Origin of the sequence: Stenotrophomonas sp. CFBP 13724 (genome assembly GCF_014841975.1) — a bacterium.
Lineage (GTDB): Bacteria > Pseudomonadota > Gammaproteobacteria > Xanthomonadales > Xanthomonadaceae > Stenotrophomonas > Stenotrophomonas lacuserhaii.
Genome location: NZ_JACYUW010000001.1, coordinates 2,440,205 through 2,461,707 on the forward strand (window position 1 = coordinate 2,440,205; position 21,503 = coordinate 2,461,707).

The 21,503-nt window shown below is 66.3% G+C and carries 25 protein-coding genes; 14 read left to right on the top strand and 11 right to left on the bottom strand.

Annotation, left to right across the window (positions count from 1 at the left end):
• Positions 1–238: 238 nt before the first annotated feature.
• Complete coding sequence (locus IFT63_RS10740) at positions 239–1,132, bottom strand: LysR family transcriptional regulator (protein ID WP_192084058.1); 894 nt, start codon at positions 1,130–1,132, stop codon at positions 239–241.
• 94 nt (positions 1,133–1,226) lie between these two features.
• Between IFT63_RS10740 and IFT63_RS10745 the strand changes: the two genes are divergently transcribed.
• Positions 1,227–1,829 carry a short chain dehydrogenase gene (locus IFT63_RS10745; RefSeq protein WP_192084059.1) on the top strand — a complete coding sequence of 201 codons (603 nt, stop codon included), beginning with the start codon at positions 1,227–1,229 and terminating at the stop codon, positions 1,827–1,829.
• 37 nt (positions 1,830–1,866) lie between these two features.
• Here the strand turns inward: IFT63_RS10745 and soxR are convergent, their stop codons facing one another.
• Positions 1,867–2,301, bottom strand: a complete 435-nt coding sequence (soxR, locus tag IFT63_RS10750) for a redox-sensitive transcriptional activator SoxR (RefSeq protein WP_042613421.1) — start codon at positions 2,299–2,301, stop codon at positions 1,867–1,869.
• Between the two features lie 66 nt (positions 2,302–2,367).
• Between soxR and IFT63_RS10755 the strand changes: the two genes are divergently transcribed.
• On the top strand, positions 2,368–3,726 hold the full coding sequence (locus tag IFT63_RS10755; protein WP_192084060.1) for an MFS transporter: 1,359 nt from the start codon (positions 2,368–2,370) through the stop codon (positions 3,724–3,726).
• A gap of 122 nt (positions 3,727–3,848) precedes the next feature.
• Here the strand turns inward: IFT63_RS10755 and IFT63_RS10760 are convergent, their stop codons facing one another.
• Together IFT63_RS10760 and IFT63_RS10765 are read right to left on the bottom strand one after the other, a co-directional pair.
• The gene (locus tag IFT63_RS10760) at positions 3,849–5,834 is read right to left on the bottom strand and encodes an alpha/beta hydrolase (RefSeq protein WP_042613419.1); all 1,986 of its coding nucleotides are present in this window, start codon (positions 5,832–5,834) and stop codon (positions 3,849–3,851) included.
• Complete coding sequence (locus IFT63_RS10765; RefSeq protein WP_192084061.1) at positions 5,831–6,808, bottom strand: DUF4105 domain-containing protein; 978 nt, start codon at positions 6,806–6,808, stop codon at positions 5,831–5,833. The genes IFT63_RS10760 and IFT63_RS10765 overlap by 4 nt, the downstream gene beginning before the upstream one ends.
• A 219-nt stretch (positions 6,809–7,027) precedes the next feature.
• Here IFT63_RS10765 and IFT63_RS10770 point away from each other — a divergent pair, with 219 nt between their 5' ends.
• Positions 7,028–7,429 (top strand): GFA family protein, encoded by a 402-nt coding sequence (locus IFT63_RS10770; RefSeq protein WP_042613418.1) that lies wholly within the window; start codon positions 7,028–7,030, stop codon positions 7,427–7,429.
• Positions 7,430–7,433: 4 nt separating this feature from the next.
• Here the strand turns inward: IFT63_RS10770 and IFT63_RS10775 are convergent, their stop codons facing one another.
• Together IFT63_RS10775 and IFT63_RS10780 are read right to left on the bottom strand one after the other, a co-directional pair.
• Complete coding sequence (locus tag IFT63_RS10775; protein ID WP_192084062.1) at positions 7,434–7,613, bottom strand: hypothetical protein; 180 nt, start codon at positions 7,611–7,613, stop codon at positions 7,434–7,436.
• A 266-nt stretch (positions 7,614–7,879) separates the two neighbouring features.
• The gene (locus IFT63_RS10780; protein WP_192084063.1) at positions 7,880–8,650 is read right to left on the bottom strand and encodes a class I SAM-dependent methyltransferase; all 771 of its coding nucleotides are present in this window, start codon (positions 8,648–8,650) and stop codon (positions 7,880–7,882) included.
• A 190-nt stretch (positions 8,651–8,840) separates the two neighbouring features.
• Here IFT63_RS10780 and IFT63_RS10785 point away from each other — a divergent pair, with 190 nt between their 5' ends.
• Positions 8,841–9,980 (top strand): PepSY-associated TM helix domain-containing protein, encoded by a 1,140-nt coding sequence (locus tag IFT63_RS10785; protein ID WP_192084064.1) that lies wholly within the window; start codon positions 8,841–8,843, stop codon positions 9,978–9,980.
• Entirely contained in the window at positions 9,977–10,141 is a 165-nt protein-coding gene (locus IFT63_RS10790) for a hypothetical protein (protein WP_192084065.1), read from the top strand. The genes IFT63_RS10785 and IFT63_RS10790 overlap by 4 nt, the downstream gene beginning before the upstream one ends.
• Positions 10,142–10,271: 130 nt before the next feature.
• On the opposite strand, the gene IFT63_RS10795 is transcribed toward IFT63_RS10790, so the two are convergent.
• The 4 genes from IFT63_RS10795 to IFT63_RS10810 all read right to left on the bottom strand — a co-directional run bounded on the left by IFT63_RS10795 (position 10,272) and on the right by IFT63_RS10810 (position 13,735).
• On the bottom strand, positions 10,272–11,006 hold the full coding sequence (locus IFT63_RS10795; RefSeq protein WP_192084066.1) for a class I SAM-dependent methyltransferase: 735 nt from the start codon (positions 11,004–11,006) through the stop codon (positions 10,272–10,274).
• 88 nt (positions 11,007–11,094) lie between these two features.
• A complete protein-coding gene (locus tag IFT63_RS10800; protein WP_192084067.1) occupies positions 11,095–11,826 on the bottom strand; it encodes a class I SAM-dependent methyltransferase in 732 nt (243 codons plus the stop codon).
• A gap of 103 nt (positions 11,827–11,929) precedes the next feature.
• On the bottom strand, positions 11,930–12,811 hold the full coding sequence (locus tag IFT63_RS10805; protein WP_192084068.1) for a LysR substrate-binding domain-containing protein: 882 nt from the start codon (positions 12,809–12,811) through the stop codon (positions 11,930–11,932).
• A gap of 30 nt (positions 12,812–12,841) precedes the next feature.
• Entirely contained in the window at positions 12,842–13,735 is an 894-nt protein-coding gene (locus IFT63_RS10810; protein WP_042613412.1) for an SDR family oxidoreductase, read from the bottom strand.
• A 265-nt stretch (positions 13,736–14,000) separates the two neighbouring features.
• Between IFT63_RS10810 and IFT63_RS10815 the strand changes: the two genes are divergently transcribed.
• From IFT63_RS10815 to IFT63_RS10835, 5 genes are all read left to right on the top strand, one after another.
• Positions 14,001–14,741 carry an alpha/beta hydrolase gene (locus IFT63_RS10815; RefSeq protein WP_192084069.1) on the top strand — a complete coding sequence of 247 codons (741 nt, stop codon included), beginning with the start codon at positions 14,001–14,003 and terminating at the stop codon, positions 14,739–14,741.
• A gap of 3 nt (positions 14,742–14,744) precedes the next feature.
• Complete coding sequence (locus IFT63_RS10820; RefSeq protein WP_042613410.1) at positions 14,745–15,122, top strand: hypothetical protein; 378 nt, start codon at positions 14,745–14,747, stop codon at positions 15,120–15,122.
• Positions 15,123–15,168: 46 nt separating this feature from the next.
• A complete protein-coding gene (locus IFT63_RS10825; RefSeq protein WP_042613409.1) occupies positions 15,169–15,501 on the top strand; it encodes a hypothetical protein in 333 nt (110 codons plus the stop codon).
• A gap of 67 nt (positions 15,502–15,568) precedes the next feature.
• Positions 15,569–15,952 carry a YbjQ family protein gene (locus IFT63_RS10830; protein WP_042613408.1) on the top strand — a complete coding sequence of 128 codons (384 nt, stop codon included), beginning with the start codon at positions 15,569–15,571 and terminating at the stop codon, positions 15,950–15,952.
• Between the two features lie 292 nt (positions 15,953–16,244).
• Positions 16,245–16,562 (top strand): YcxB family protein, encoded by a 318-nt coding sequence (locus IFT63_RS10835; protein WP_192084070.1) that lies wholly within the window; start codon positions 16,245–16,247, stop codon positions 16,560–16,562.
• Between the two features lie 14 nt (positions 16,563–16,576).
• Here IFT63_RS10835 and IFT63_RS10840 read toward each other — a convergent pair whose 3' ends face one another.
• The gene (locus tag IFT63_RS10840; RefSeq protein WP_192084071.1) at positions 16,577–17,518 is read right to left on the bottom strand and encodes a LysR family transcriptional regulator; all 942 of its coding nucleotides are present in this window, start codon (positions 17,516–17,518) and stop codon (positions 16,577–16,579) included.
• Between the two features lie 98 nt (positions 17,519–17,616).
• Here IFT63_RS10840 and IFT63_RS10845 point away from each other — a divergent pair, with 98 nt between their 5' ends.
• The 4 genes from IFT63_RS10845 to IFT63_RS10860 all read left to right on the top strand — a co-directional run bounded on the left by IFT63_RS10845 (position 17,617) and on the right by IFT63_RS10860 (position 21,485).
• Positions 17,617–17,946, top strand: coding sequence for a nuclear transport factor 2 family protein (locus IFT63_RS10845; protein WP_192084072.1), 330 nt, complete (start codon positions 17,617–17,619; stop codon positions 17,944–17,946).
• Positions 17,943–18,725 (top strand): SDR family oxidoreductase, encoded by a 783-nt coding sequence (locus tag IFT63_RS10850; protein WP_192084073.1) that lies wholly within the window; start codon positions 17,943–17,945, stop codon positions 18,723–18,725. The genes IFT63_RS10845 and IFT63_RS10850 overlap by 4 nt, the downstream gene beginning before the upstream one ends.
• 94 nt (positions 18,726–18,819) lie before the next feature.
• Positions 18,820–19,764, top strand: a complete 945-nt coding sequence (locus tag IFT63_RS10855; RefSeq protein ID WP_192084074.1) for a hypothetical protein — start codon at positions 18,820–18,822, stop codon at positions 19,762–19,764.
• Positions 19,765–19,817: 53 nt separating this feature from the next.
• The gene (locus IFT63_RS10860; protein WP_192084075.1) at positions 19,818–21,485 is read left to right on the top strand and encodes a hypothetical protein; all 1,668 of its coding nucleotides are present in this window, start codon (positions 19,818–19,820) and stop codon (positions 21,483–21,485) included.
• Positions 21,486–21,503: the final 18 nt, after the last annotated feature.

Below are 21,503 nucleotides of genomic sequence, written 5' to 3' on the forward strand. Positions count from 1 at the left end.
ACGTGCCCTGGTAGCGCCGAGCCGTGCTCGGCGGCTTTCCGTTCGCGCATCGCGATGCCTGGCGCAGGCCGCGCTACGCGCTCGCCGAGCGTGGCTCGGCGCTACCGGTCTGCGTGTGCTCAGGCTTGGACGTGCCCTGGTAGCGCCGAGCCGTGCTCGGCGGCTTTCCGTTCGCGCATCGCGATGCCTGGCGCAGGCCGCGCTACGCGCTCGCCGAGCGTGGCTCGGCGCTACCGGTTTACCTTTCAGGCGCCATCGGAAACCGCTCAACCAGGAAATCCACGAAACACTGCAGCCGCGGACGCGGCCGGCGGTCCGGCAGGTAGATCAGGTGCATCGGGCGTGGCACCGGCAGATACGCGTCCAACACGCTGACCAGCCGCCCTGCGGCGATGTCTTCACCCAGCAACGCCGTCGGTTGCAGCACCAACCCAGCACCGGCCAGTGCCGCTTGGCGCAACGCCTGCCCGTCATTGCTGCTCAGCCGCGCCCGCGGCTCCCAGTCCACCGGCTCACCGCTGGCCAGCTGCCAGCCATGGCCACCGCGCCAAGCCAGATGGCCCAGGCAATCATGCGCGGCCAGGTCGGATGGCAACTGCGGCGTGCCCCTGCGGTGCAGGTAGGCCGGCGATGCACACAGGCTCATCGCATAGGGCGGCAGCGGCCGCGCCACCAGTTCCCGCGACGGCAGCGGACCCACCCGGATGGCGGCGTCGAAGCCGTCCTCGATCAGGTCCACGGGCCGGTTGCTCAGGTCCAGCTCGATGTTCAACAGCGGCTGCGCCTGCAGCAACGACGCCAGCGCCGGTGCCATCACGCAGCTTCCCCACGTACTCGGCGCGCTCACCCGCAGCAGCCCGCGCGGCTGCAGTTGCAGGCCGGCCACGCTCGCTTCGGCCTGCTGCACCTGCTCCAGCACCTGCCGGCAGCCGGCCAGGTAGGCCGCGCCGGCCTCGGTCAGCCGTTGCCGGCGCGTATTCCGCTGCAGCAGCGCCGTGCCCAGGTGCGTCTCCAACTGCTGGATGTACTTGCCGACCATTACCGCCGATACCTGCAGCTGTTCGGCGGCGCGCGCGAAGCTGCCGTGATCAGCCACCGCCGCGAAGGCCTGCATGCAGCGAAAGGTGTCCATTGCAAACCCCGGGTTCGGAATGAGCAAATCATACGCCGCTTACCGAAACCTCTATGAGGTAGCAGACTGAGCGTGTTCCCAACGGAGAAGCAGCATGAAGATCCTGATCGTCGGCGCGTCCGGCACCCTCGGCCAAGCCGTCGCCACCCATCTGGGGCAGCAGCATGAAATCCTGGCGGCCGGTCGCCACAGTGGCCAGCACCAAGTCGACCTCACCGACGACCGCAGCGTGCAGGCACTGTTCGAAGCCACCGGCCCGCTGGACGCGGTGATCGCCACCACCGGCCAGGTCCACTTCGGCCCTCTGCAGGACATGACCGCGGCACAGTTCGACAGCGGCCTGCAGGACAAGCTGCTCGGCCAGGTGCGGCTGGCACTGGCCGCCCAGCACCACCTGCGCGCGGGCGGCTCCATCACCCTCACCAGCGGCATCATCAGCGCCGAGCCGATCCGCGACGGCAGCAACGCCACCGCAGTCAACGCCGGGTTGGAAGGCTTCGTGCGCGCTGCAGCGTTCGAACTGGCCGCGCGCGGGCTGCGCATCAACATCGTCAGCCCGACCGTGCTGGAAGAATCGGCCGCCGCCTATGCGCCGTATTTCCCGGGCTTCGAACCGGCACCTGCGCGCCGCGTCGCACTGGCGTACCAGCGCGCGGTGGAAGGCATCCAGAGTGGGCAGACACTCACCGTGTGGTGAAGCAAGCGGCGCCGACCGGGGGCGGCGCGACGCAGCGCTACTCCCAGCGCTGCGGGCCGTCGCCCTGCTCACCCAGCATGTCATCCGGATTGGCCAGGCGGCAGCGCTTCAACGACAGGCAACCGCAGCCGATGCAGCCGGTCAGCTGGTCGCGCAGGAACTGCAGCAGGTGGATACGCTCATCCAGCTCGGTACGCCAGCGCGCGGACATGCGCGCCCATTCGGCCTTGGTCGGCGTGCGGCCTTCGGGCAGCTCGGCCAACGCCGCACCCACCGCTTCCAGCGGCATGCCCACGCGTTGGGCCACGCGGATCACCGCCAGCCGCCGCAGCACATCGCGCGGGAAGCGGCGCTGGTTGCCGGCGTTGCGCAGGCTGCGGATCAGCCCTTTGCGCTCATAGAAATGCAATGCGGACACGGCGACGCCGCTGCGCTTGGCCACCTCGCCTACACTAAGCTCCTGCGTCGCCATCACTTGACCTCAACCTTGGTTGAGGCGCGATGCTGCCGCCTCCGCTTCGCCAATACAAGTGCCTGCATGAACGCCCCCGCCGCCTCGATCGCCCCACCGGCTGACACCTCCATCCTTTCGCCGCGCTACCGCGCCACCACCCTCGGCATGGTCGCGCTGGTCGCACTGGTCGCGTTCGAGGCCCTGGCCGTGGCGGCCGCCATGCCTACCGTGGCGCAGGCACTGGATGGCCTGCGGCTGTACGCAGTGGCCTTCGGCGGTGCGCTGGCGACCAGCGTGATCGGCATGAGCGTAGCCGGGCGCCTTTGCGACCAGCAGGGCCCGGCGCGTCCGCTGTGGTTCGGACTGGGCTTCTTCCTGGCCGGCCTGATCGTGGCCGGACTGGCCCCGCGCATGGGCGTGCTGGTGGCTGGGCGCCTGCTGCAGGGCGTGGGCATCGGTGCGGTATCGGTGTCGTTGTACGTGCTGGTGGCGCGCACCTTCCCGGAAGTGCTGCGGCCGAGGGTTTTCGCTGCGTTCTCCGCGGGCTGGGTGCTGCCTTCGCTGATCGGGCCGTCGATCAGCGGGCTGATCGTGCAGTACGTCGGCTGGCGCTGGGTCTTCCTGGCGGTACCGGTGTTGGCCCTGCCCGCCGCCCTGCTGCTGGTGCCGGCACTGCGCGCCAGTGCGCAGCATCCGCGCACCGAGGTCGCATCACGGCCGGTGGTGCGCTGGGCGATCGGCACCGCACTTGCCGCGCTGCTGCTGTACCTGGGCGGCCAGCAGCAGGGCATCGTCGCTGTCGCGCTGATGGCTGCGGCATTGGTCCTGCTGGTGGCCTGCGCACGCCACCTGCTGCCCACCGGTACGCTGCGCCTCGGCCGCGGCCTGCCCAGCGTGATCGCGATGCGGGGCATCGCCGCATCGGCCTTCTTTGCGGCCGAAGCATTCCTGCCGCTGCTGCTGCAGCGCGAACGTGACCTGTCGCCGCTGTGGGCCGGCGCCGCGTTGAGCATGGGCGCGCTGGGCTGGTTCGCCGGCTCGTGGATGCAGGGACACCAGCGCCGCGGCTGGACCCGCGCCCACCTGTTGCAGGCCGGTGCGTGGATGATGTGTGGTGGTCTGCTGCTGACCTCGCTGACCCTGCAGCAGGGCGTGCCGCTGTTGCTTGCCCTGGCAGGCTGGTCACTGACCGGGCTGGGCATGGGCCTGATCTACCCCAGCCTGTCGGTGCTGACGTTGTCGCTGTCGGCACCGCACGAACAGGGCGCGAACAGTTCAGCCCTGCAGCTCAGCGAAGGGGTCGGCGTGGCGACCACGCTGGCGCTGTCGGGCTCGTTGTTTGCAGCCTTCATCGACGGCCGCGAGACGCTGGGCTACCTGCTCTGCTTTGCCGTGACGCTGTTGCTGGCGCTGCTGGCCACGGTGGTCGCGCGCCGTATCTGATCGCCGCCGCTGCTGGTGGGTGACGGGTGGGTGTGGGTGACGACCGTTGGCCGTCACGCCGTTGATCGAGGGCGGCCCTGTGACGACCAACGGTCGTCACCTACCGATTTCCGGATTCCAGCTCAGGGCCGCGCGCCCACCTCGTCCACGTCCTCGCGCAGGATGCGGCGGATTTCCAACACCGCCTGCGGGGTTTCCTGCACGCTGTGGCCGGAGATGATCACCTTCTCCGACACCGCGCCGTCCAGGTGCGCGCTCCAGTACGGCACCAGTCCATCATCGGACTGCAGCAGCGGCACGTCCGGCTTGCGATGGGCGATGATCGAGTGGTATTTCAAGCCCGGCTGGATCGGCAGCGAGGCCGCCGCCATCACGAACGGATCGCTGGATTTGAGGTTGTCGATGCTGTTAGGCACGCGCAGCTTCTCGCTGCCGCTGCGCTGCGCATCGGCCTGCTGCAGCGTATTGAAGGCATCCTCGAACGAACCCAGGATCGTCAGGGGCAGACGCACCAGGCGCCCGATCAGGCGCCCCACCCGGTTACCGGCGATGTCCGTACCCTTGTGCGGAGCGGCAATGAAGATTGCCCGTTCCACGTTCGGCTGCGGCTGGAACTGCAGCAACGGCCCCAACTTGGTCCTTACCCGCTGCAGGCGCTCGCCCTTCAGGTCATAGCGCGCCATCAGGTCATTCCACAGCACATCGCCTGAGGAACTGAGCAGCAAGCGCCCGAGCACGCCGCCCATGCTGTGACCGATGAACACCTGCTCCTTGGACGCGCGCGACTGCCCGCCCGGATCGAAGTGCTTCAGCGTGCTGTTGAACGCACGCGATATCTCATAGCGGTTCAGGGCGATCGGGGCGTTGGTGGGGTAATACACCTGCCACACCTGGAACTCACGGCGCAGTTCCTCTTCACCCATGATCTCGTTGGCCACGTTCACCCACGCTTCGGGGCTGCTGCCCAGGCCGTGCAGCATGAAGATGATGCGGCGGTCCGGGTCCCACGGCTGCATCAGGTAGATGTGCGGTTCCTTGATACCTTCGGCCATGCCGAACAGGGTGCGCAGCGCCTGCGTGGCGAAGCCGCTCTGCGCCAGCCACAGTCCATACGCTGCGGTGAAATTGCCGGCCAGCGGTACCTGCTGACCGTGCAGGTCCACGCGCTCGGTGGCCTCCGGCGAATACACGTCCAGCAGCACCTGGCGGGTCTGCAGTACCTCGTCCAACGAATTGCCCTTGAAGCGCAGCAGCGCGGTGGCATTGATCGAGGACATCTCGCTGTACTGCGGCACCTCATGCCTGCGCTTGGGTGCTGCGCCATCTACCGGCGCATCAGCATCCGGCAATGGCGTGCTCAACTTCGGTGGATCCATCACCACCACCAGCTCCGCGCCGAAGCCATCGCGACGGTACGTGCTGCGCAGGCCGACGAAACTGATCGTGGCCGCCGACACCAACCGGGTCGGGATGCTGGGCATCGACAGGCGATCGTAGTCGGAGGTGATGGTCCAGCGCTCACCTGCCACCGGGGCGTTGTAATCCTCCCCTTCCAGCGCGGAGGCGCGCGCCCGCCGGAACACCACCGAAGCGGTCTGTTCGGCAGCGTAGTTGTAATAGTCGCGCACCTGGGTCTGGCGGTCTTCAAAGGCACGGTCCGACGGCGCGCGCCCGCTGAAGAACAGGTACGCATACGCAAAGCGCGCCGCTTCCAGCCAGGCATCCACCGCCGCATCGCTCATCGGCTCCTTGTCGGCGTGCTTCGGCTTGGGGCTGAGGGCAAGCGCGGTCTGCACCCACAGCTCGGACAACGCGGACATGCGCTGTTCGGCGCTGATGCCATCGGTGTCCAGCAGCGTCTTCCGGCAAGCCACCACGTCCTTGTCGCACTGGCTTGCATCCAACCCAACCACGCTCAGCGTCTCCTGCGAGGCCGCGCTCAACTTGCCCGTGGTCAGCACGTCGGAACGCTTGGTGGTCAGGTAATCAGTGTTGGCGACCTGCTTGACCGTCACCATCGCGCAGCCACTGCCGAACAGCAGCACGGTGGCCGCCAGCAGCAGGCGCACGCTGCGCTGCCAGTTGAAGGGATGTGCCACGGCCGTCATGGTTGCGCTTCCTGTGCGGTACCGGGAACGCCGCGGCGTATCCAGCGGGAGAAATCACTCCGGGCCTGCGGTTGCAGCGCGCGTTCGGTGATCCGCGCACGCGCCTTCAGCGTGGCAAACGGATACCCGGGCGCCAGCGCGCCCTGCTCGAAGGCGTACTCGTCCAGATAGCCCGATGCCAGCAGGCGGTAGTCCAGCGGCAGCCCGGGCGCGATGTGGCGCGCCAGGTCGAACACGATGGTGGTGCAGTTGCTGGTCAACGTGTTGTAGAACGCAGGAGCGGCATCCAGGCTGCGCGCCTGCTTGATATAGCCGGCGAACAGGGTGCGCAGCTGTGCCTGCGTCAGCCCGTGCAGGCGGTACAGATAGACATCCTCCCCACGTGCATTGGTACGCGTGCGGATGATGTCGGTTTCCTCAGACGCCACCAGGGTCATCTCGAACTTGCGGAAGAAGCCGCCCAGTGCGGAGAACGACTCGCCACGCTCTTTACGGATTTCCAGCGAGAACACCAGGTGGCGGCCATCGGCAAACCCGAACGACACCAGCGTGTGGGCGATGGCCGGACCCATCCAGTACGACATCACCAGGTCGGCAGAGTGCAGCTGCTGCAGGTCGTACTCCCGCCGCACCCAGCGCGCGTCGTAGTCCTGCTCGGTGCGCCAGGTGAAATCGCGCACGTTGTCCAGCACCACGTGGCGCCCGTCGAAGGACACCACGTGCAGGCGCTCGGCCACGTCGTCAGCCCATGTACGGTCCTGGCTGGGGCTCAGCGCCGTCCACCACAGGGCCGCACAGGCCATCCCCAGCACGTACCCGGATCCGATCCGCTGGCCGGCGCGTCCGCGGGCCACGCGCAGCGCCATCCAGCCCGCAGCCAGCACCCAGGCCAGCGCCAGCAGCGCGCCCAGCCACACCGGCCCGGGCATCTGGTAGAACAGCAGTCCGCCGGGCCACAGGGCCCCAAGGAGCATGATGATCGCGATCGTCCGACGTGCTGCTGCCTTCACTATGGTGCTGTCACTTCATCCGCGGGGCGCCTAGTTAGCCACAGCCGGCGCGTTGGCGGAATGGGCGCCTGTTCAGGTTGCGCGCGGAGGAGCGTGACGACCAGCGGTCGTCACCCACCGCAGCCAGCGGTCGTCACCCGCTACGAGGTGATAGACAATGGCTGCAACCCCTCGGAGCACGCCATGGGCATCACATTGGTTGCTGGAATCCCCGTAAACGAGCATCACACCGCCACCTGCCACTGCGGGGCGGTGGAGCTGCGGCTGCATCTGCCGAACGGCATCGTCGAGCCGCGTCGCTGCGATTGTTCGATGTGCCGAAGGCGCGGCGCCATCGCCGCCAGCGTTGCCGAAGAAGGCCTGCAGGTGGTGCGCGGAGGCGAGCAGCTGCGGCTGTACCAGTTCAACACCCACGTGGCCGAGCACTGGTTCTGCAGCGTCTGCGGCATCTACACGCACCACCGGCGACGCTCGAACCCACGCGAATTCGGCTACAACGTGGCCTGCCTGGAGGGGATCAATCCCTTCGCGCTCGGCCAGGTGCCCACCAACGATGGGGTGCACCACCCGGCGGACCGCGAATAGGCCGTCAGTGGCGGCTGCGGCGGGTCGGCGCGGCGACTTTCTGCCACGGTGAAATCGCCATGCGCCCGGCACGCGCGGGGCGCTTGAGGGTCAGTCGGCGCGCGTGCGCTTCCGGCAATGCTTCCGGTGCGGGGGCAACCGGCACCGAGGCGGGAACGGCAAGTAGACGGTCGATGAGCCACATGGCAGGTCTCCGTGGGGGGCGGGTGTGTCCACCCTATTCCCGCCCCGGCGACCGCCATGTGATCCGGCAATGACACCGCGATGACCGCGCTGAACGGCACCGCGCACCCGATTCAGGCTGGCGTTTTCCGGCGCGTAGCCCGCATACCAGCACGAAGAACACCGGACACAGCCAAGCGGACCACGATGATGTCGGCCGGGTCACCTTCCAGATCGTCCCGGACGCCGTAACCCGCCATCAGCGCGCGAGGTCCCTGGAAGGTGCTGTCAGCCTGCTTCCGTGACACCACGTGTCTTCACGCAACGTAGCGCCGTTGAGGCCGGATTTCGTTCGTACTCATCCCAGAAGCCTGGGGGAAATGCAGCTCTATCAGATGGATCCGGCGTGGGGCAGTGCCATGACAGCGCACCGAAACCCGCCGCGGTAGCCGCGGCCTGATGGCAACCAGTGCCCCACTGGTAGTCCACTACCCTGATCGGTGGCTCGCCCGCGAATTCGACTGTCAGGCGGTCTGCGTCGGGGTGTGGCTCCTGCGCTATCGCCTTGGCGCCGTAGGCTGACCCGTCGCCGTCCTGCTGCCGATACGCAGGGTTGTTGACCACTGCGACAAGGGTTCCTCCGGGACGAAGCACGGAAGCGGCAGCGCAGTACATCTGCGCCAACTCAAGCGCAGTGGTGGCATGGCAGAAGACCCATGAACCGATGGCGATGTCGAACTCTTCGCGCAACCGCAGGTCACGCAAGTCACGCAGGTCACCCTGCACGAAGGTCATGGCGTCACCGCCTTCCCGCGACAGCTGGCGGGCCTGCGCCAGCATGTCGGGGGTGCAATCAACGCCCAAGGCGCGCCGCGCGCCGCCCGCCAGCATCTGCCTGCCGTACCAGCCGGTCCCGCAGCCCAGGTCGATGCCATCCAACCCGGTCAGCGGGCCTGCGACGTGAAGCACGCAGCGCGCTTCCACGGGGCGGCAAGCGGAAACCTCTACGCAGTCCTGGTACTGCAAGACGCTCCCGTCGTACATCCTGCCTGTGCTCATGTCATCTGCCTCGGTTGGGACGTTCCAGTTTTCGCTGGATAGCACACGGGCAACAGAGGGAGTGCCGACAATCCCTGCGCTTGCGAATCATTTGTATTCACCCATCCTCATCCGGATAATCCGCTGCGTCAGTCCTCGCCGGTTCTGATCCCCGATTCACTTCCAGCCGTCGCCCGAGGATTCCTGCTGCATGCAACGCTCTGCCATCAAAGCCTGGTTCGTGGTCCACAAATGGACCAGTCTGGTCTGCACCCTGTTCCTGCTGCTGCTGTGCCTGACCGGCCTGCCGCTGGTGTTCGGCCACGAAATCGCCCACCTCACCGGCGCCGACCCCGACGTGCCGGCCGCACCCGCTGACGCCACGCTGCGCGACCTGGATGCGCAGGTACAGACCGCGCTGCAGCACTTCCCCGGCAACGTCCCGCTGTTCGTCGGCTGGGACCCGGACGCCCCGCTGATGTACGTCAACACCGGCGCGCGCACCGATACGCCGCCGGCGCAGATGCAGACCGTGCTGCTCAATTCCGTCAGCGGTGAGCAGGTGCCCGCACCGCAGTTCAACGAAGGCGTGATGTACTTCCTGTACCGCCTGCATACCGACCTGTTCCTCGGCCTGCCCGGCCTGTTGTTCATGGGCGCGATGGGGCTGCTGTTCGTGGTGGCGATCGTCTCGGGTCTGGTGCTGTACGGCCCGTTCATGCGCAAGCAGCGCTTCGGCACGCTGCGCACCGGTCGCAGCCGGCGTCTGGCCTGGCTGGACCTGCACAACGTGATCGGCATCGTCACCCTTGGCTGGGCGTTGGTCGTCGGCCTGACCGGTGCCATCAACACGCTCGCCAAGCCGCTGGAACAGGCCTGGCAGACCCAGCAGCTCGGTGAGTTCGCCGCGCAGTATGCCGGCCAGCCCAAGCCCACCCAGTTGGCTTCTCTGCAGGCGGCAGTGGATACCGCGCGCGCCGCCGAGCCGGACATGCGCCCGGCCTTCGTCAGCTTCCCCGGTACCGGCTACAGCGGCGACCATCATTTCGGGGTGTTCATGCAGGGCAACTCGCCACTGACCGAACGTCTGTATCGCCCGGTATTGATCGATGCCAGCACCGGCGCGCTGACCGCGCAGCCGCAGTTGCCGACCTACATGACCGTGCTGCTGCTGAGCCAGCCGCTGCATTTTGGTGACTACGGCAAGCTGCCGTTGAAGATCCTGTGGGCGCTGCTGGACCTGTTGACCATCGCGGTGCTGGTCAGCGGCCTGTACCTGTGGTTCAAGCGCGGCAGCACCGCCACCCGCGTGGCCGAGATCGAACGCGCGCAGACGCAGGAGGTGGCATGAAGAGCCCCTTCGTCGCCCCGGCATGGATCACGCTGGCGAGCCTGGTGGGGCTGGTCAGTGCACTGATCGGCGATGGGCTGTTCGATGTTGTTTCGTGGGTGATTTTCAGCGGCCTGATCGCGCTGTTCGTCCGCGCATGGGTGACGCGCGACCGGCGTTGATGCGCTGATGCCTGATACCGCAGGGCGCGGCCCGCCCTGGTAGCGCCGAGCCATGCTCGGCGCCTTTCCGTTCCGGCATCGTGATGCCTGATACACGCCGCGCTGCGCGCTCGCCGAGCATGGCTCGGCGCTACGGCTTGGTGCAGGAAAACCACGCGGCCAATCCGTTGCGCAGCAGGTCATCCCAGTACCCCGGCGGCTGGGCCAGCCGGTCCTGCTCCAGCAGGCAGGGAGCCTGCCACACCAGGTCGGTGAAACCCGCCTGTGCGAACGCCTGTTCATAATGGGCGCGTGCCCAGCGGAACACGGTGATCCGCGCCGGCGGATCGCCCGGAAACTCCATCTCCATCTTCGCGCCCTGCTGCCACGGCACATCATCCAGCACCCGCACACCGTACTTCGAACAATCACCGTCTGCCAGGCAGTAAGCTGGATTCATCGTCTCCACGGCGATCCTGCCGCCCGCGCGCACGTGCTTGAACGCCGCCGCGGCCATCCGTGCGAGCTCGTCCAGCGACTGCGCGTAGTTGAACAGGAAGGCGGCCACCGCCAGATCGTACTCGCGCACCGGTGCCAACTGCAGGAAGTCACTTGCCTGGAAGGTCATCGCATCGCCGGCACCCGCCGATATCCGCCTTCCCAGTGCCACCATCTCCGGCGACTGGTCCACACCGTGCGCGCTGGCGGCGCCGGCCAGTAGCATCGCCCTGCCATAAAAGCCGAAACCGCAGGCCAGATCCAGCACGCTGCGGCCCGTCACATCGCCGGCCATGTGCTGCATGGTCCGCAGTTCGACCACGCGCGTGGGCGATGCGTTGGCATACGCCGCGTACTGGCCTGCGATGTCATCGTAGTGCGCTTTCATCGTGCAAACCCTCTTCTACAGAGATATCCACGCTACGCAACGTCGCCTGCGCGTTGAAGAGGCGAAAGCGAACCCCACCCCTTCCGTCTCAGCGTTCGCACACCAGGTTGACCGACATGCAGTTGTGCACGTAGCCCTCCCAGTAGCCTTCAGCGCGCGCATCGATATCGGCCTGCTCCAGCACCGGTTCATGCCAGCTGACCGCACAAAAGCCCGCCGCACGGATGGCCTGCTCGTAATGTGCCCGTTCCCAGCGGTAGTTGGTGATCAACGCCGGCGGCGTGCCGGGAAACTCCAGCCGCAGCCGCGCGCCCTGCTTCCACGGCGTTTCCTCCACCACCTTCACCCCGTATGCCGCATAGTCCCCCAAGCCCAGCCGATAGTCCGGATTCAAGGTCTGCACCACCAGTTTGCCGCCGTGCTTCACATGCGGAATCACCGCGGCGAACATCCGGCGCAGCTCCTCCAGTGAAGCGGCGTAGTTGAACAGATACGCAGCCAGCACAATGTCATGCTCGCTGCCTGATGGCATATCCATCACATCATGGGTCTGGAAGGTCATGCCATCGCCGCGATAGGTGGACAGTGCGCGGGCGAAATCGATCATGCCCTGCGACTGGTCCACGCCATGCGCACTGCGCGCGCCATGACGCAGGAATTCGCGTCCGTAGTAGCCCGAACCGCAAGCCAGGTCCAGCACGCTTTTTCCTTCCACCTCGCCGGACAACCGCAGCATCGTGCGCACTTCGATGGGCCGGGTCGGCGAGGCATTGGCGTAGGCCATGTACTGGTCGACGATACTGTCATAGCTTGCGCTCATCACATCCTCCTTGGATTCCAGAATCGTGATCTGAGACGCTATCGGGTGGCACCGCGCAGTTGAAGAGGCAAAAGCGACGCAGCGCATCGCTACATGCACCTGATCACGCGCCGCGCGCGGTCCCCACAAAGGCATGCACGGCCGGATTATCGACGTCGGTGCGCAGGCAGAAGCTCAGGCTGAAGCGCGCATCCTCCGACTGCACGGGGCGGTAGCAGACTTCCGTATCGCGGAAGCCAGCCATGCTGGCCGGCACGATGGCAATACCCGTCTCCACCGCCACCAATGACAGCACCGCATGCATCCCGTGTGCTTCCTGCACCACCTTGGGCATGAATCCCGCGGCCACGCATTGGCGCTTCACGTGCGAATGAAACCCCTCCCCTTCCATGGCGGGCCAGCTTACAAATTCCTCAGCGGCAAGATCCTCCATCCGCAAGGAAACGATGGACGCCAGCGGATGTGCGTGCGGCAACGCAATAGCCAGTGCATCCACATCGAAGTCCTGCAGCTGCATTGCAGGTGAAGTGGGAATGGGAGGTATGAGCACGCCCAGGTCGACATCGCCTTTGGCCAGCATGTGCTGCTGCTGGCGCGAGGTCGCCTCACGCAACTCCAGCCGTACTTGAGGGTGGCTGCGCCTGAACGCACGGATCACCTGCGGCAGGCGGCCATACAGCGCGCTGCCGACATAGGCCACGCGCACCCGGCCACTGCGCCCGGCCGCGGCCTCGCGCGTGGCATCCAACGCGTTTTCCGCTTGCTGCAGGGTACGTCGCGCCTCCACGAGCAGCACTTGGCCAGCGGCGGTCAGCCCGACGGTCCGATGCCCGCGCATCACCAGCAGCGCCCCGACCTGCTCTTCCAGCCGGCGGATCGCCGCAGTCAGCGGGGGCTGTGACATATGCAGCCGCGCGGCGGCGCGGTGGAAATGTTGTTCTTCCGCAACAGCGACGAACTGGCGCAGCAAACGAAGATCAATCATGGCAACCGCGCGTGGAATGGCCGGCTCAGGTTAGCAGTCCCGGTGCCTGCTACGCGGCTCGATCGCCGACAGCGCGATCTCCGGCCACGCCGCATCGAAAGCCTCCACGCTGGCGGCAGCCACACCCTGCAGATCGCGCGGGTAGCTCACGCCGGCGGGCTCCTGCGTGCGGGTCGCGTGGAACTGGCCATTGCTGGCGCGCAGTACCCAGCCACCCTGCCTGCAGCGCGAGGAGGCCAGCCAGGCTACACCGGGCGCCACCGCATCGGGATGCAGCTCATCGGGCTCACCGTGCACCCCCCACATGCGCGTCTTGGCCACCGGCGATACCGCATTGACGATGATGTTGTGCGCCTCGCCCTCTGCGGCCAGCACGTTCATCAGACCCACCGCCCCACTCTTGGCCATCGCGTAGCTGGCCAGCCCATGCTGCACGTACTGCGGGTACAACGCCCGGTCGGACGTGGTCAGCACGATGCGGCCGCCCCCTGCCGCACGCATCGCCGGCCACGCCGCCTGGGCCAGCCATAAAGGCGCTTTGGTGGCGATGTCCAGCATGCGCTCCAGCTGCACCTCGCTGATGTCCTCGATGGGCTGGTAATGCACCCAACCGGCGTTGTGGATGATGAAGTCCAGCCGCCCGTGCTGGCCCAGCACTTCATCCACCAGCGCATGGCACTGGGCGCGCGTATCGATGGAAAGCGCACGACTGGTGGCATCCAGGCCGTGCACACGCAACCGTGCGGCGGCACTGGCCACCCGGTCCGGGTCACGTCCTTCGCCATCGCGGTCGGCGCCGACGTCCTGCATCACCACTTTGGCACCAAGGCGTGCCAGCAGGCGCGTATAGGCCAGGCCCAGGCCACCCGCCGCGCCGGTGACCAGGCCAACCTGTCCGTTGAAATCAAGGGGGGTATCCGTCATCCACACAGCGTGGACTGGCAGGGACAACCGCGCCAATACCATTCACAGGCAGGGGTGATCCGTTATGGGTATCAAAGGGCGTCGAGCCAATGCTGGCAAGGCCGTGAGCCGAACAGGCGGTCTATTCGGCTCACAGGATGAGCCGAATAAACGTCGCATTCGGCACAGTGAGCTCGCCAGCTCCCTTCGTACTATCATCGAATACTGCCAAACCATTCAGGCCAGAATGGCACGCTACAGGCCCACCTAACCCTTCATATCGACAATGACGAACGGCTCCGCCCCCCTGCTGATCATCCTGCCAGGGCTCGATGGAAGCGGCCGCCTGTCCGTCCCTTTCATGGAGGCGCTGGGCACGTATGGAATCCGGTCCGAGGTCATCGCCTATCCGAACGACCGGGCGATGGGATATGACGCACTGCGGGATTGGCTTCGGCCTCAGCTGCTCGAGCGACCTCCTTTCGTATTGCTCGGTGAGTCGTTTGCGGGTCCCTTGGCGGTAATGCTCGGGGCGACCGGCCTGAGCTCGCTTCGCGGCATCATCCTCTCCACCACGTTTGCACATGCCCCTGTGCCCGCCCCGTCTGCCTTGGCCCGCGTGCTGCAGCTGCCGCTCCCGTTGCCCCCTGTCGCGTTGCTGGCCAGGCTTCTGGTTGGACGCTGGCGAACGCCATCACTGGAAAGCGCGCTGCGAGAAGCGCTGGCCGGAACGTCGTCGTCCGTGCTGCGTGCACGCGCAATGGCAACGCTTCGGATCGATGTTCGAGCGTTGCTCCCCAAGGTCTCCACGCCCGTCCTTTGCCTGCATGCAAACGAGGATCGACTGTTGCAGGCCAGCGCCTTGCGATCAATCGAGCGTGCACAGCGGCAGCCCGCCGAGTCGCAACTTCTGGACGGGCCCCACCTGTTGCTCCAGGCCCAGCCCGTGGAAGCGGCAGCCCGCGTGGCAAGTTGGTTGCGCACACTGGACCGTGGCACCCTCCCGCATGCACCCCCAAAGGCGTAGAACATGATCGACCTTCAGGCCACCGACGTCCGGACGTTCCTTCCTTCGCAGGATTTCGCCCTCTCGCAAGCCTTCTATGAAGCGCTGGGCTGCGAGCGTGAATGGTCGGACGACAATCTGGCGCTGTTCAAGCTGGGCCCATCGCGCTTCTACCTGCAACGCGGCTACGCGAAGGAATGGGCGGAAAACACCATGCTGCACGTTTCCGTGCAGGACGCTGCCGCGTGCTTCAGCGCCATCCGCGCATTGCTGGACACCGGCAGCTACCCCGGCGCGCGCGTGGCGCCCCCACGGGCTGAGCCTTATGGTGCGCGGGTAACCTATGTCTGGGATCCCGCGGGCGTGCTGTTGCACCTCGCGCAATGGGATGCAAAGGACTGAGCGTGGCGGGGTCTCCTGCCGCGGTCTTGCCAGTATAGTCAGCCGCATGGAAGACAGAGCCGCGCAACTGGACGAGCTGATCAAGGAACTGAGTGCGCTCTGCGACCTGCTCGCACGCGACAGCGAGTGCGAATGGCGGCGCCACTTCGTTTCCTGCCTCCGGCAGGCCGAGGCACTGTCCGGAACGCCGCACGACCAGCCTTCCCTCAACATGCTCTCGGGCTCGGTCATGTCCGTGTTCGGCGGCATGGGCAGCTTCAACGACTATGTGCCCTTCAAACACGGCCGCCTGATTGCCGGCATGGAAGCGCTGGACGACACTTCCGGGCGGGTCTATCAGGCCGCCCTGGCGCTGCGGGTGATCACAGCGCGCGATTGACGCCGACCGGTTGCGGCGCCTGTCGCACGATCAACCATTCCCCTCACCCACACCACTTCGAGACACCATGGCTGACCCTTACAACACGGCTCAACGTCCTGCTGGCGAAGCGCGCCTGGACGATTCGATGGTCACTACCGCACTGGAGTTACCCGGCTTCCGTGTGGTGCAGAACATGGGCGTGGTCCGCGGCATCACCGTGCGCTCGCGCTCGATCGTCGGCAACTTCCTCGGCGGCATCCAGACCCTGTTCGGCGGTAATATCACCATCTACACCAACCTGTGCGAGCAGGCGCGCGAAGAAACCTACCGGGACATGGTGAAGCACGCGCGGATGCTGGGCGCCAACGCGATCATCGCCATGCGCTACGACGCCACCGACATCATGACCGGGCTGACCGAGGTGCTGTGCTATGGCACGGCGGTGATCGTTGAACCTACGCGCAGCTGAGCGCCCTGGCCTGTCTGCAGGCCGGAAAACGCTGAGCGTGAAGCAGGGCCAACGCACAGCGCGGAGCGAAGCATGACGACCACCTTCCCTGGAGAGAAGCGCGACAATGCGCCATCGCCGGTATGCAGGCGAATGCCCTAAGTAACGGCTGGACGCCTGCCGCTGCCGCATTGAAGATGGGCTACCCCAAATGGAGCTTGGCATGGATCCGCCAGCACCTTTCCAGTTCGAGGTTCGGTACCGCCCCGGCGAGTACCTTGCTCTACTGCGCGAGCATATCCATACCACGATCATGCCGACGAACCGCCGCTGGTGGAACCTGCTGTTCGTGAACCTGATGCTGGGCACCTTCGCCCTCGGGCTGTTCGCCTGGAAGTCCTTCCGCGTGGGCCGCTGCCGGTTTGAAATGGACGCGCAAGGCTTCACCCGCCACAGCCGGGGTGGACCGCAGTCGGTTTCGTGGGCACAGGTGAAAAAGCTGCACTGGTACCAGCACGCGGTGCTGATGGAACTCAGCGAATCGGAGGTACCGATCCCGTACCGCGTGCTGGAGCCAGGCCAACGTGCGCGGATCGCTGCCTGGGTCGCCACCAGCAGCCGTGAGCCGTAGCACTGCGCGTCCTGTCAGTTGACGGCCCCCGCCGCTGAGCGCAACGCCGGGTCCTGTCCCAGGTCACGATCAAGCAGACAATCGATGAACGCACGTAGCGCCGGCAGCAGGTAACGGCGGCTGGAGTAGTACAGGAACAGGCCCGGCACGGTGGGTGACCAGTCGGCGAGCACGCGCTTCAATCGACCATCCCGCAGTGCTTCGGCAATGCCGTCGTCGTTGTAGGCGTAAAGGATCCCCAAGCCCTGCAGTGCGGCGGGCACCACGATGTCCTGGTGGTTGGACAGCACCCTGCCCTCGGGAACGAACTCCACGCTTTTCCCCTTCCTGCGGAACTCCCAACTGGCGATCTTGCCACTGCCCGGGAAGCGCCAGCCGATGCACGCGTGCTGCTGCAGATCGGCCGGCACCTTGGGCTCGCCATGTAGCGCCAGGTAGCCGGGGGACGCAACCGCCAGCAACTCCACATCCGGTGTCAGGCGCACCGCGATCATGTCTTTCTGCAGCCGCCCGCCCACCCGGATGCCGGCATCAAAGCCCTCGCCGGCAATATCGCTCAGGCCATCGTCGATCACGACGTCGAGCACTACATCCGGATGGGCCTGCGCGAAGCGTCCCAGCCGCGGGGCGATGATTTTCTGCGCTGCCATGCTGAGCGTGTTGATCCGCAGCGTTCCTGCGGTGCGCGCGGTGGTACCTACCGCCTGCGCAACAGCGTCATCCATCTCGCGCAGCATCGGGGCGATCCGCTCATGCAGCCGGCGTCCGGGCTCGGTGGGCGAGACACTGCGCGTGGTGCGGTTCAACAACCGCACGCCCAGGCGCGCCTCCAGCTGCCGCACGATCTGGCTGAGCGCAGAACGGGACAGCCCTAGATGGTCGGCGGCGCGGGCGAAGCTGGCCCGGTCGACCACCGCAGCGAATGCTTTGAGTTCTGCAAATTCGGAGCCGCGCATTGTGCCCTGATTCCTACATAGCCTGATGAGATAGTAGGCGATTCCATTGACGGCAGGAACGGGCCATCCTGAGCCTGTACCCCAACCGGAGCCTGCCCATGATTCACCTGAACCTGCCAGAGCCGATCAGCGCCTACTTCAACGCCGACGCGAACGATGGACGCGCCGTCGCCCGCTGCTTCAACCCGGATGGACGCGTGCGGGACGAGGGCCAGACCCACACTGGCCTGGCCGCCATCGAGGCCTGGAAAGCGCACACCGCCGACCGCTATCGCTACACCGCCACACCCTTCAAGGTGGAGAAGGAGGAGCGTACCTACCTCGTCACCAGCCACGTGGTGGGCGACTTCCCCGGCAGCCCGATCGACCTGCGTTACGCCTTCACCCTGGAACGCGGCAAGATCGCCACGCTGGAGATCCCGGCATGAACTTCGACCTGCAACTGGCCGGCAAGCGCGTGCTGGTCACCGGCGGTACGCGCGGCGTCGGCGCGGCCGTGGTGGACGTCCTGCGGCAGGCCGACGCCCGCGTTGTGGCGGCCTCGCTTTCACTGCCGGCGCAACCCAGGGACGGTGTGCACTACCTTGCCGCCAACGTAGCAACCGCCGCAGGGGCGAGTGCGTTGGCGATGGACGCGGTCCGCCATCTGGGCGGCATCGACATCCTGGTCAACGTCGTTGGCGGATCTTCCGCGCCTGCCGGTGGCTTCGCTGCGCTGGACGATGCCCAATGGAGCAAGGAGCTGGAGCTCAACCTGATGTCGGCCGTGCGCCTGGACCGCGCCCTGCTTCCCGGCATGCTGGCGCAGGGCTGCGGCGTGATCATCCATGTCACCTCCATCCAGCGCGCCCTGCCGCTGCCGGAAGCTACCATGGCCTACGCCGCCGCCAAGGCCGCACTGTCCACCTACAGCAAAGCATTGTCCAAAGAGGTCACGCCGAAAGGCGTACGCGTGGTACGCGTGGCACCGGGCTGGATCGAAACCGAGGCATCCGTTGCGCTGGTCGAACGGGTCTCCGCGCAGGCCGGCATAGACTACGCTGGCGGGCAGAAGATGATCATGGACCAGCTCGGCGGCATTCCGCTGGGGCGTCCGGCCAAGCCGCATGAAGTGGCCGACCTGATCGCCTTCCTGGCCTCCCCGCGCGCGGCCTCGATATCCGGCAGCGAGCATGTCATCGACGGGGGCACCATTCCGACAGCGTGAGGTGTAGATCGCGCGGCCCAATACCCGCAACCAGAACCGCTATCCTTGGGCCCCCAGGACACCCGCTTTCCACACCCAGGCAGGACGCAGCACCATGAAGGTAAAGAAAGCTTCCTTGCTGTGTTCAGCGGCGCTGGCGATGTCTGCTGCGCTGCTCACTGTTGGATGCGGGGGAACGACGCGGAAGACGGTTCTCTCATCCGACAGCCTGAAGGTGGTGGCGGTCACGGAGTCGACGTTGGATATCAACGTCAGCGAGTACCGGCATTACACGACGTACGCGCTGTACGTCGATGGCACGAAGCTTTCAGACAAGGCATTCGCCGACCTGCTGCAGGATGCAGATGCCAGCGACGACCAGATCGTCCACACCGATGCCATCGTGGTCGCCGACGACGCCGTCCTGCTGGCTTCGCGCACCCGCGATGGGTCTACCTGCTGGACAACCCACCTGTCTGCACAGGACGGCAAAGCGAAGCTGGTAAAGATCATCACGAGCACGACTGATTGCTCCCCACGGCCCGCGCCGTCAGGGTGGAGTGCGCTTTACGATGAAGCCAGCAACCTGGTCCTCGTGCGTACACATCCCTTCGCGCTGCATCCGATCTCCGGCTACTGGCAGGTGCTCTGGATCGAGGGCGACGTCGTGGCCCTGTACGCCGACGAGCGCGCGAAGGAGCGACTCATCGTCAGGCTCGTACGGATATCCGCAGACGCAACGCTTGCCGAGCAGCACCTGCCGATGAACACCTATGCGGAGCCCGATCTTCTTCATGCCTCGCCGGACGCACGCAGGCAATGGCTGTTCGACAACTTCTCCGTCAGCCTGGGCGTTCCTGCCTCCATCCAGCTTCGTCCTGACAACGCGCTCAAGACGATCACCCCGGCGGTGTGGGCGCAGTACCAGGAAATGGACCGCCAGAACAACGAGGCCGATGCCCGCGCCCGTGCAGAAGGCCAGGCCCGCACCGACGCACTGTACCGGGAAGTAAGGGAAGCGGAGTCGGCCAAGGGCAACCCCGCGAGCCGGATCCAGTAGACGGCGGCATTGCTACACTCCCCCGCTTTCGATGGATATGGAGCGCAGGGCAAATGGATTTCATCCGACGGCTGTACATGATCACGTTGGCGGCGATGGCGATGGCGATGGCTGCCAGCGCCGCATCGGTCGCCACCGTGGATTCCCGCCCCGCTGTGTCGTCTGTTTATTACGTGCGCCACGCAGTAAGCAGCGGACCGGATGCAGGCGAGGAGACGACGCTTTCCGGCTACTACGAAGCGGCATTGCAACCGGCGTCACGCGCAGGCAGCCAGCTTCGAATCCTGCCCATCTGGTCGCAACGCAGGGACGCGGCGGGTCACGCAAGCTACCTGATGGACCTGGACCCGCTCGACGCTGCCGACGCGGCACAGCTGGCCGTGCTTGAAAAAGGCTTCAGTGCCGAGGCAACGCGGTCTGGCGAGTTCGGCGCGCTGCGTGCGGCGGACCAGAGTGCATGGTCTGCACTGTCCCGAAAATCACCCGGCGCGGCTGAGGCACTGCTCTCCCGGCAGCAGGCAGCGGGACTGCGGCCGGTGCGATTGCCCGCCGCGGTGGCGGTGGGGGACGTGGTGGCAGGAACGCTGCGGATCGAACCCCATGGCAACGTCGAGACGGCCCTTCGGGTTATCGAAGTCACCCCGGAGGCGGTGCTGATGGAGCTGTCCGTTGCAGGCCCCGGCGCGCAGGGCGATGGCCGGCTGGTGGTAGCGCGTGGCGATGGCATGCCGATCGAGCTGCGGATGGAAGTGCGCTACGCGGCCAGCAAGGGCCTGCCCGCTTCCCTCCACCGCGTGCACCTGGCAGACACCGGGCACGACCCGATGCTGCAGATGAGCGAGGATGTCGAGAGCTACGTCAGCTATGTCGAGCAGGTGAACCACACGCTGCAGCGCCCGCCGTTCAGCGGCGCCGCGCCGGATCCTTCAGCCTACACGCACCGCGCGGCAGTGCTCGGCGAGCTGGAGGACTACATGGTGGGCGCGGCCTCGCTGCCCACGTTGATGCCGTACATGGGCTCGTTCTGGATTCCCGCGGAGGGCGGCGCAGGGCGCTGGCTGGCGATAGGCGCGCGCTCCAGCCTGGAACGCGACCCAGCGGCCGGCCAAGGACAGCACGAGCGCATCCTGATGTCCCGCCTGCATCGCGTGGTGATGCTGGATGCGGATGGCGCGGAGATCGCCGGACTGCCGACGAAACGGGTCACGCCGACGCTGTTCTTCCCGGAGAAATACGTGGCCACGCAGAACGAGGTCAGCTTCCCCTTCCACCTGCCACTGGGCGCGCCGCGTGATGTGTTGGGCCGCATCGAGGCGGTGCGCATGTCTGTCGATGCCGAAATCTATGCATTCGAGACGACCGAGATCCTGCAGCCCGGTGAGCGTTCCGCGCTCAATCCTGACATCACCTTGTTGCGCCCCGCTGCCCATCGCGCGACGCTGCTGCAGGGCAGGCAGTCGTGGAAGGCGAAGACCGGCCTGTACAGCGTGGTCGTGCCGCTGGACGAGGAAGGAAACGTGCTGCCCTCCGAACAGATGATCATTGCCCCGCTGAAGCCCGCAGAGCCCACGCGGCTGGCGCAGGTGCCACTGGCCTGGGAGAACGGCAGCCTGCCGATGCGAACCGAGATCGCCACCGCCCGACCCATCGCTAAACTGCAGGTGCGCCACTATCGCTGGAGCTCGGTGCCCACGACATGGACCTTCCCGATGCGGGAGTGATGAGGGGGCGTGCGCGAC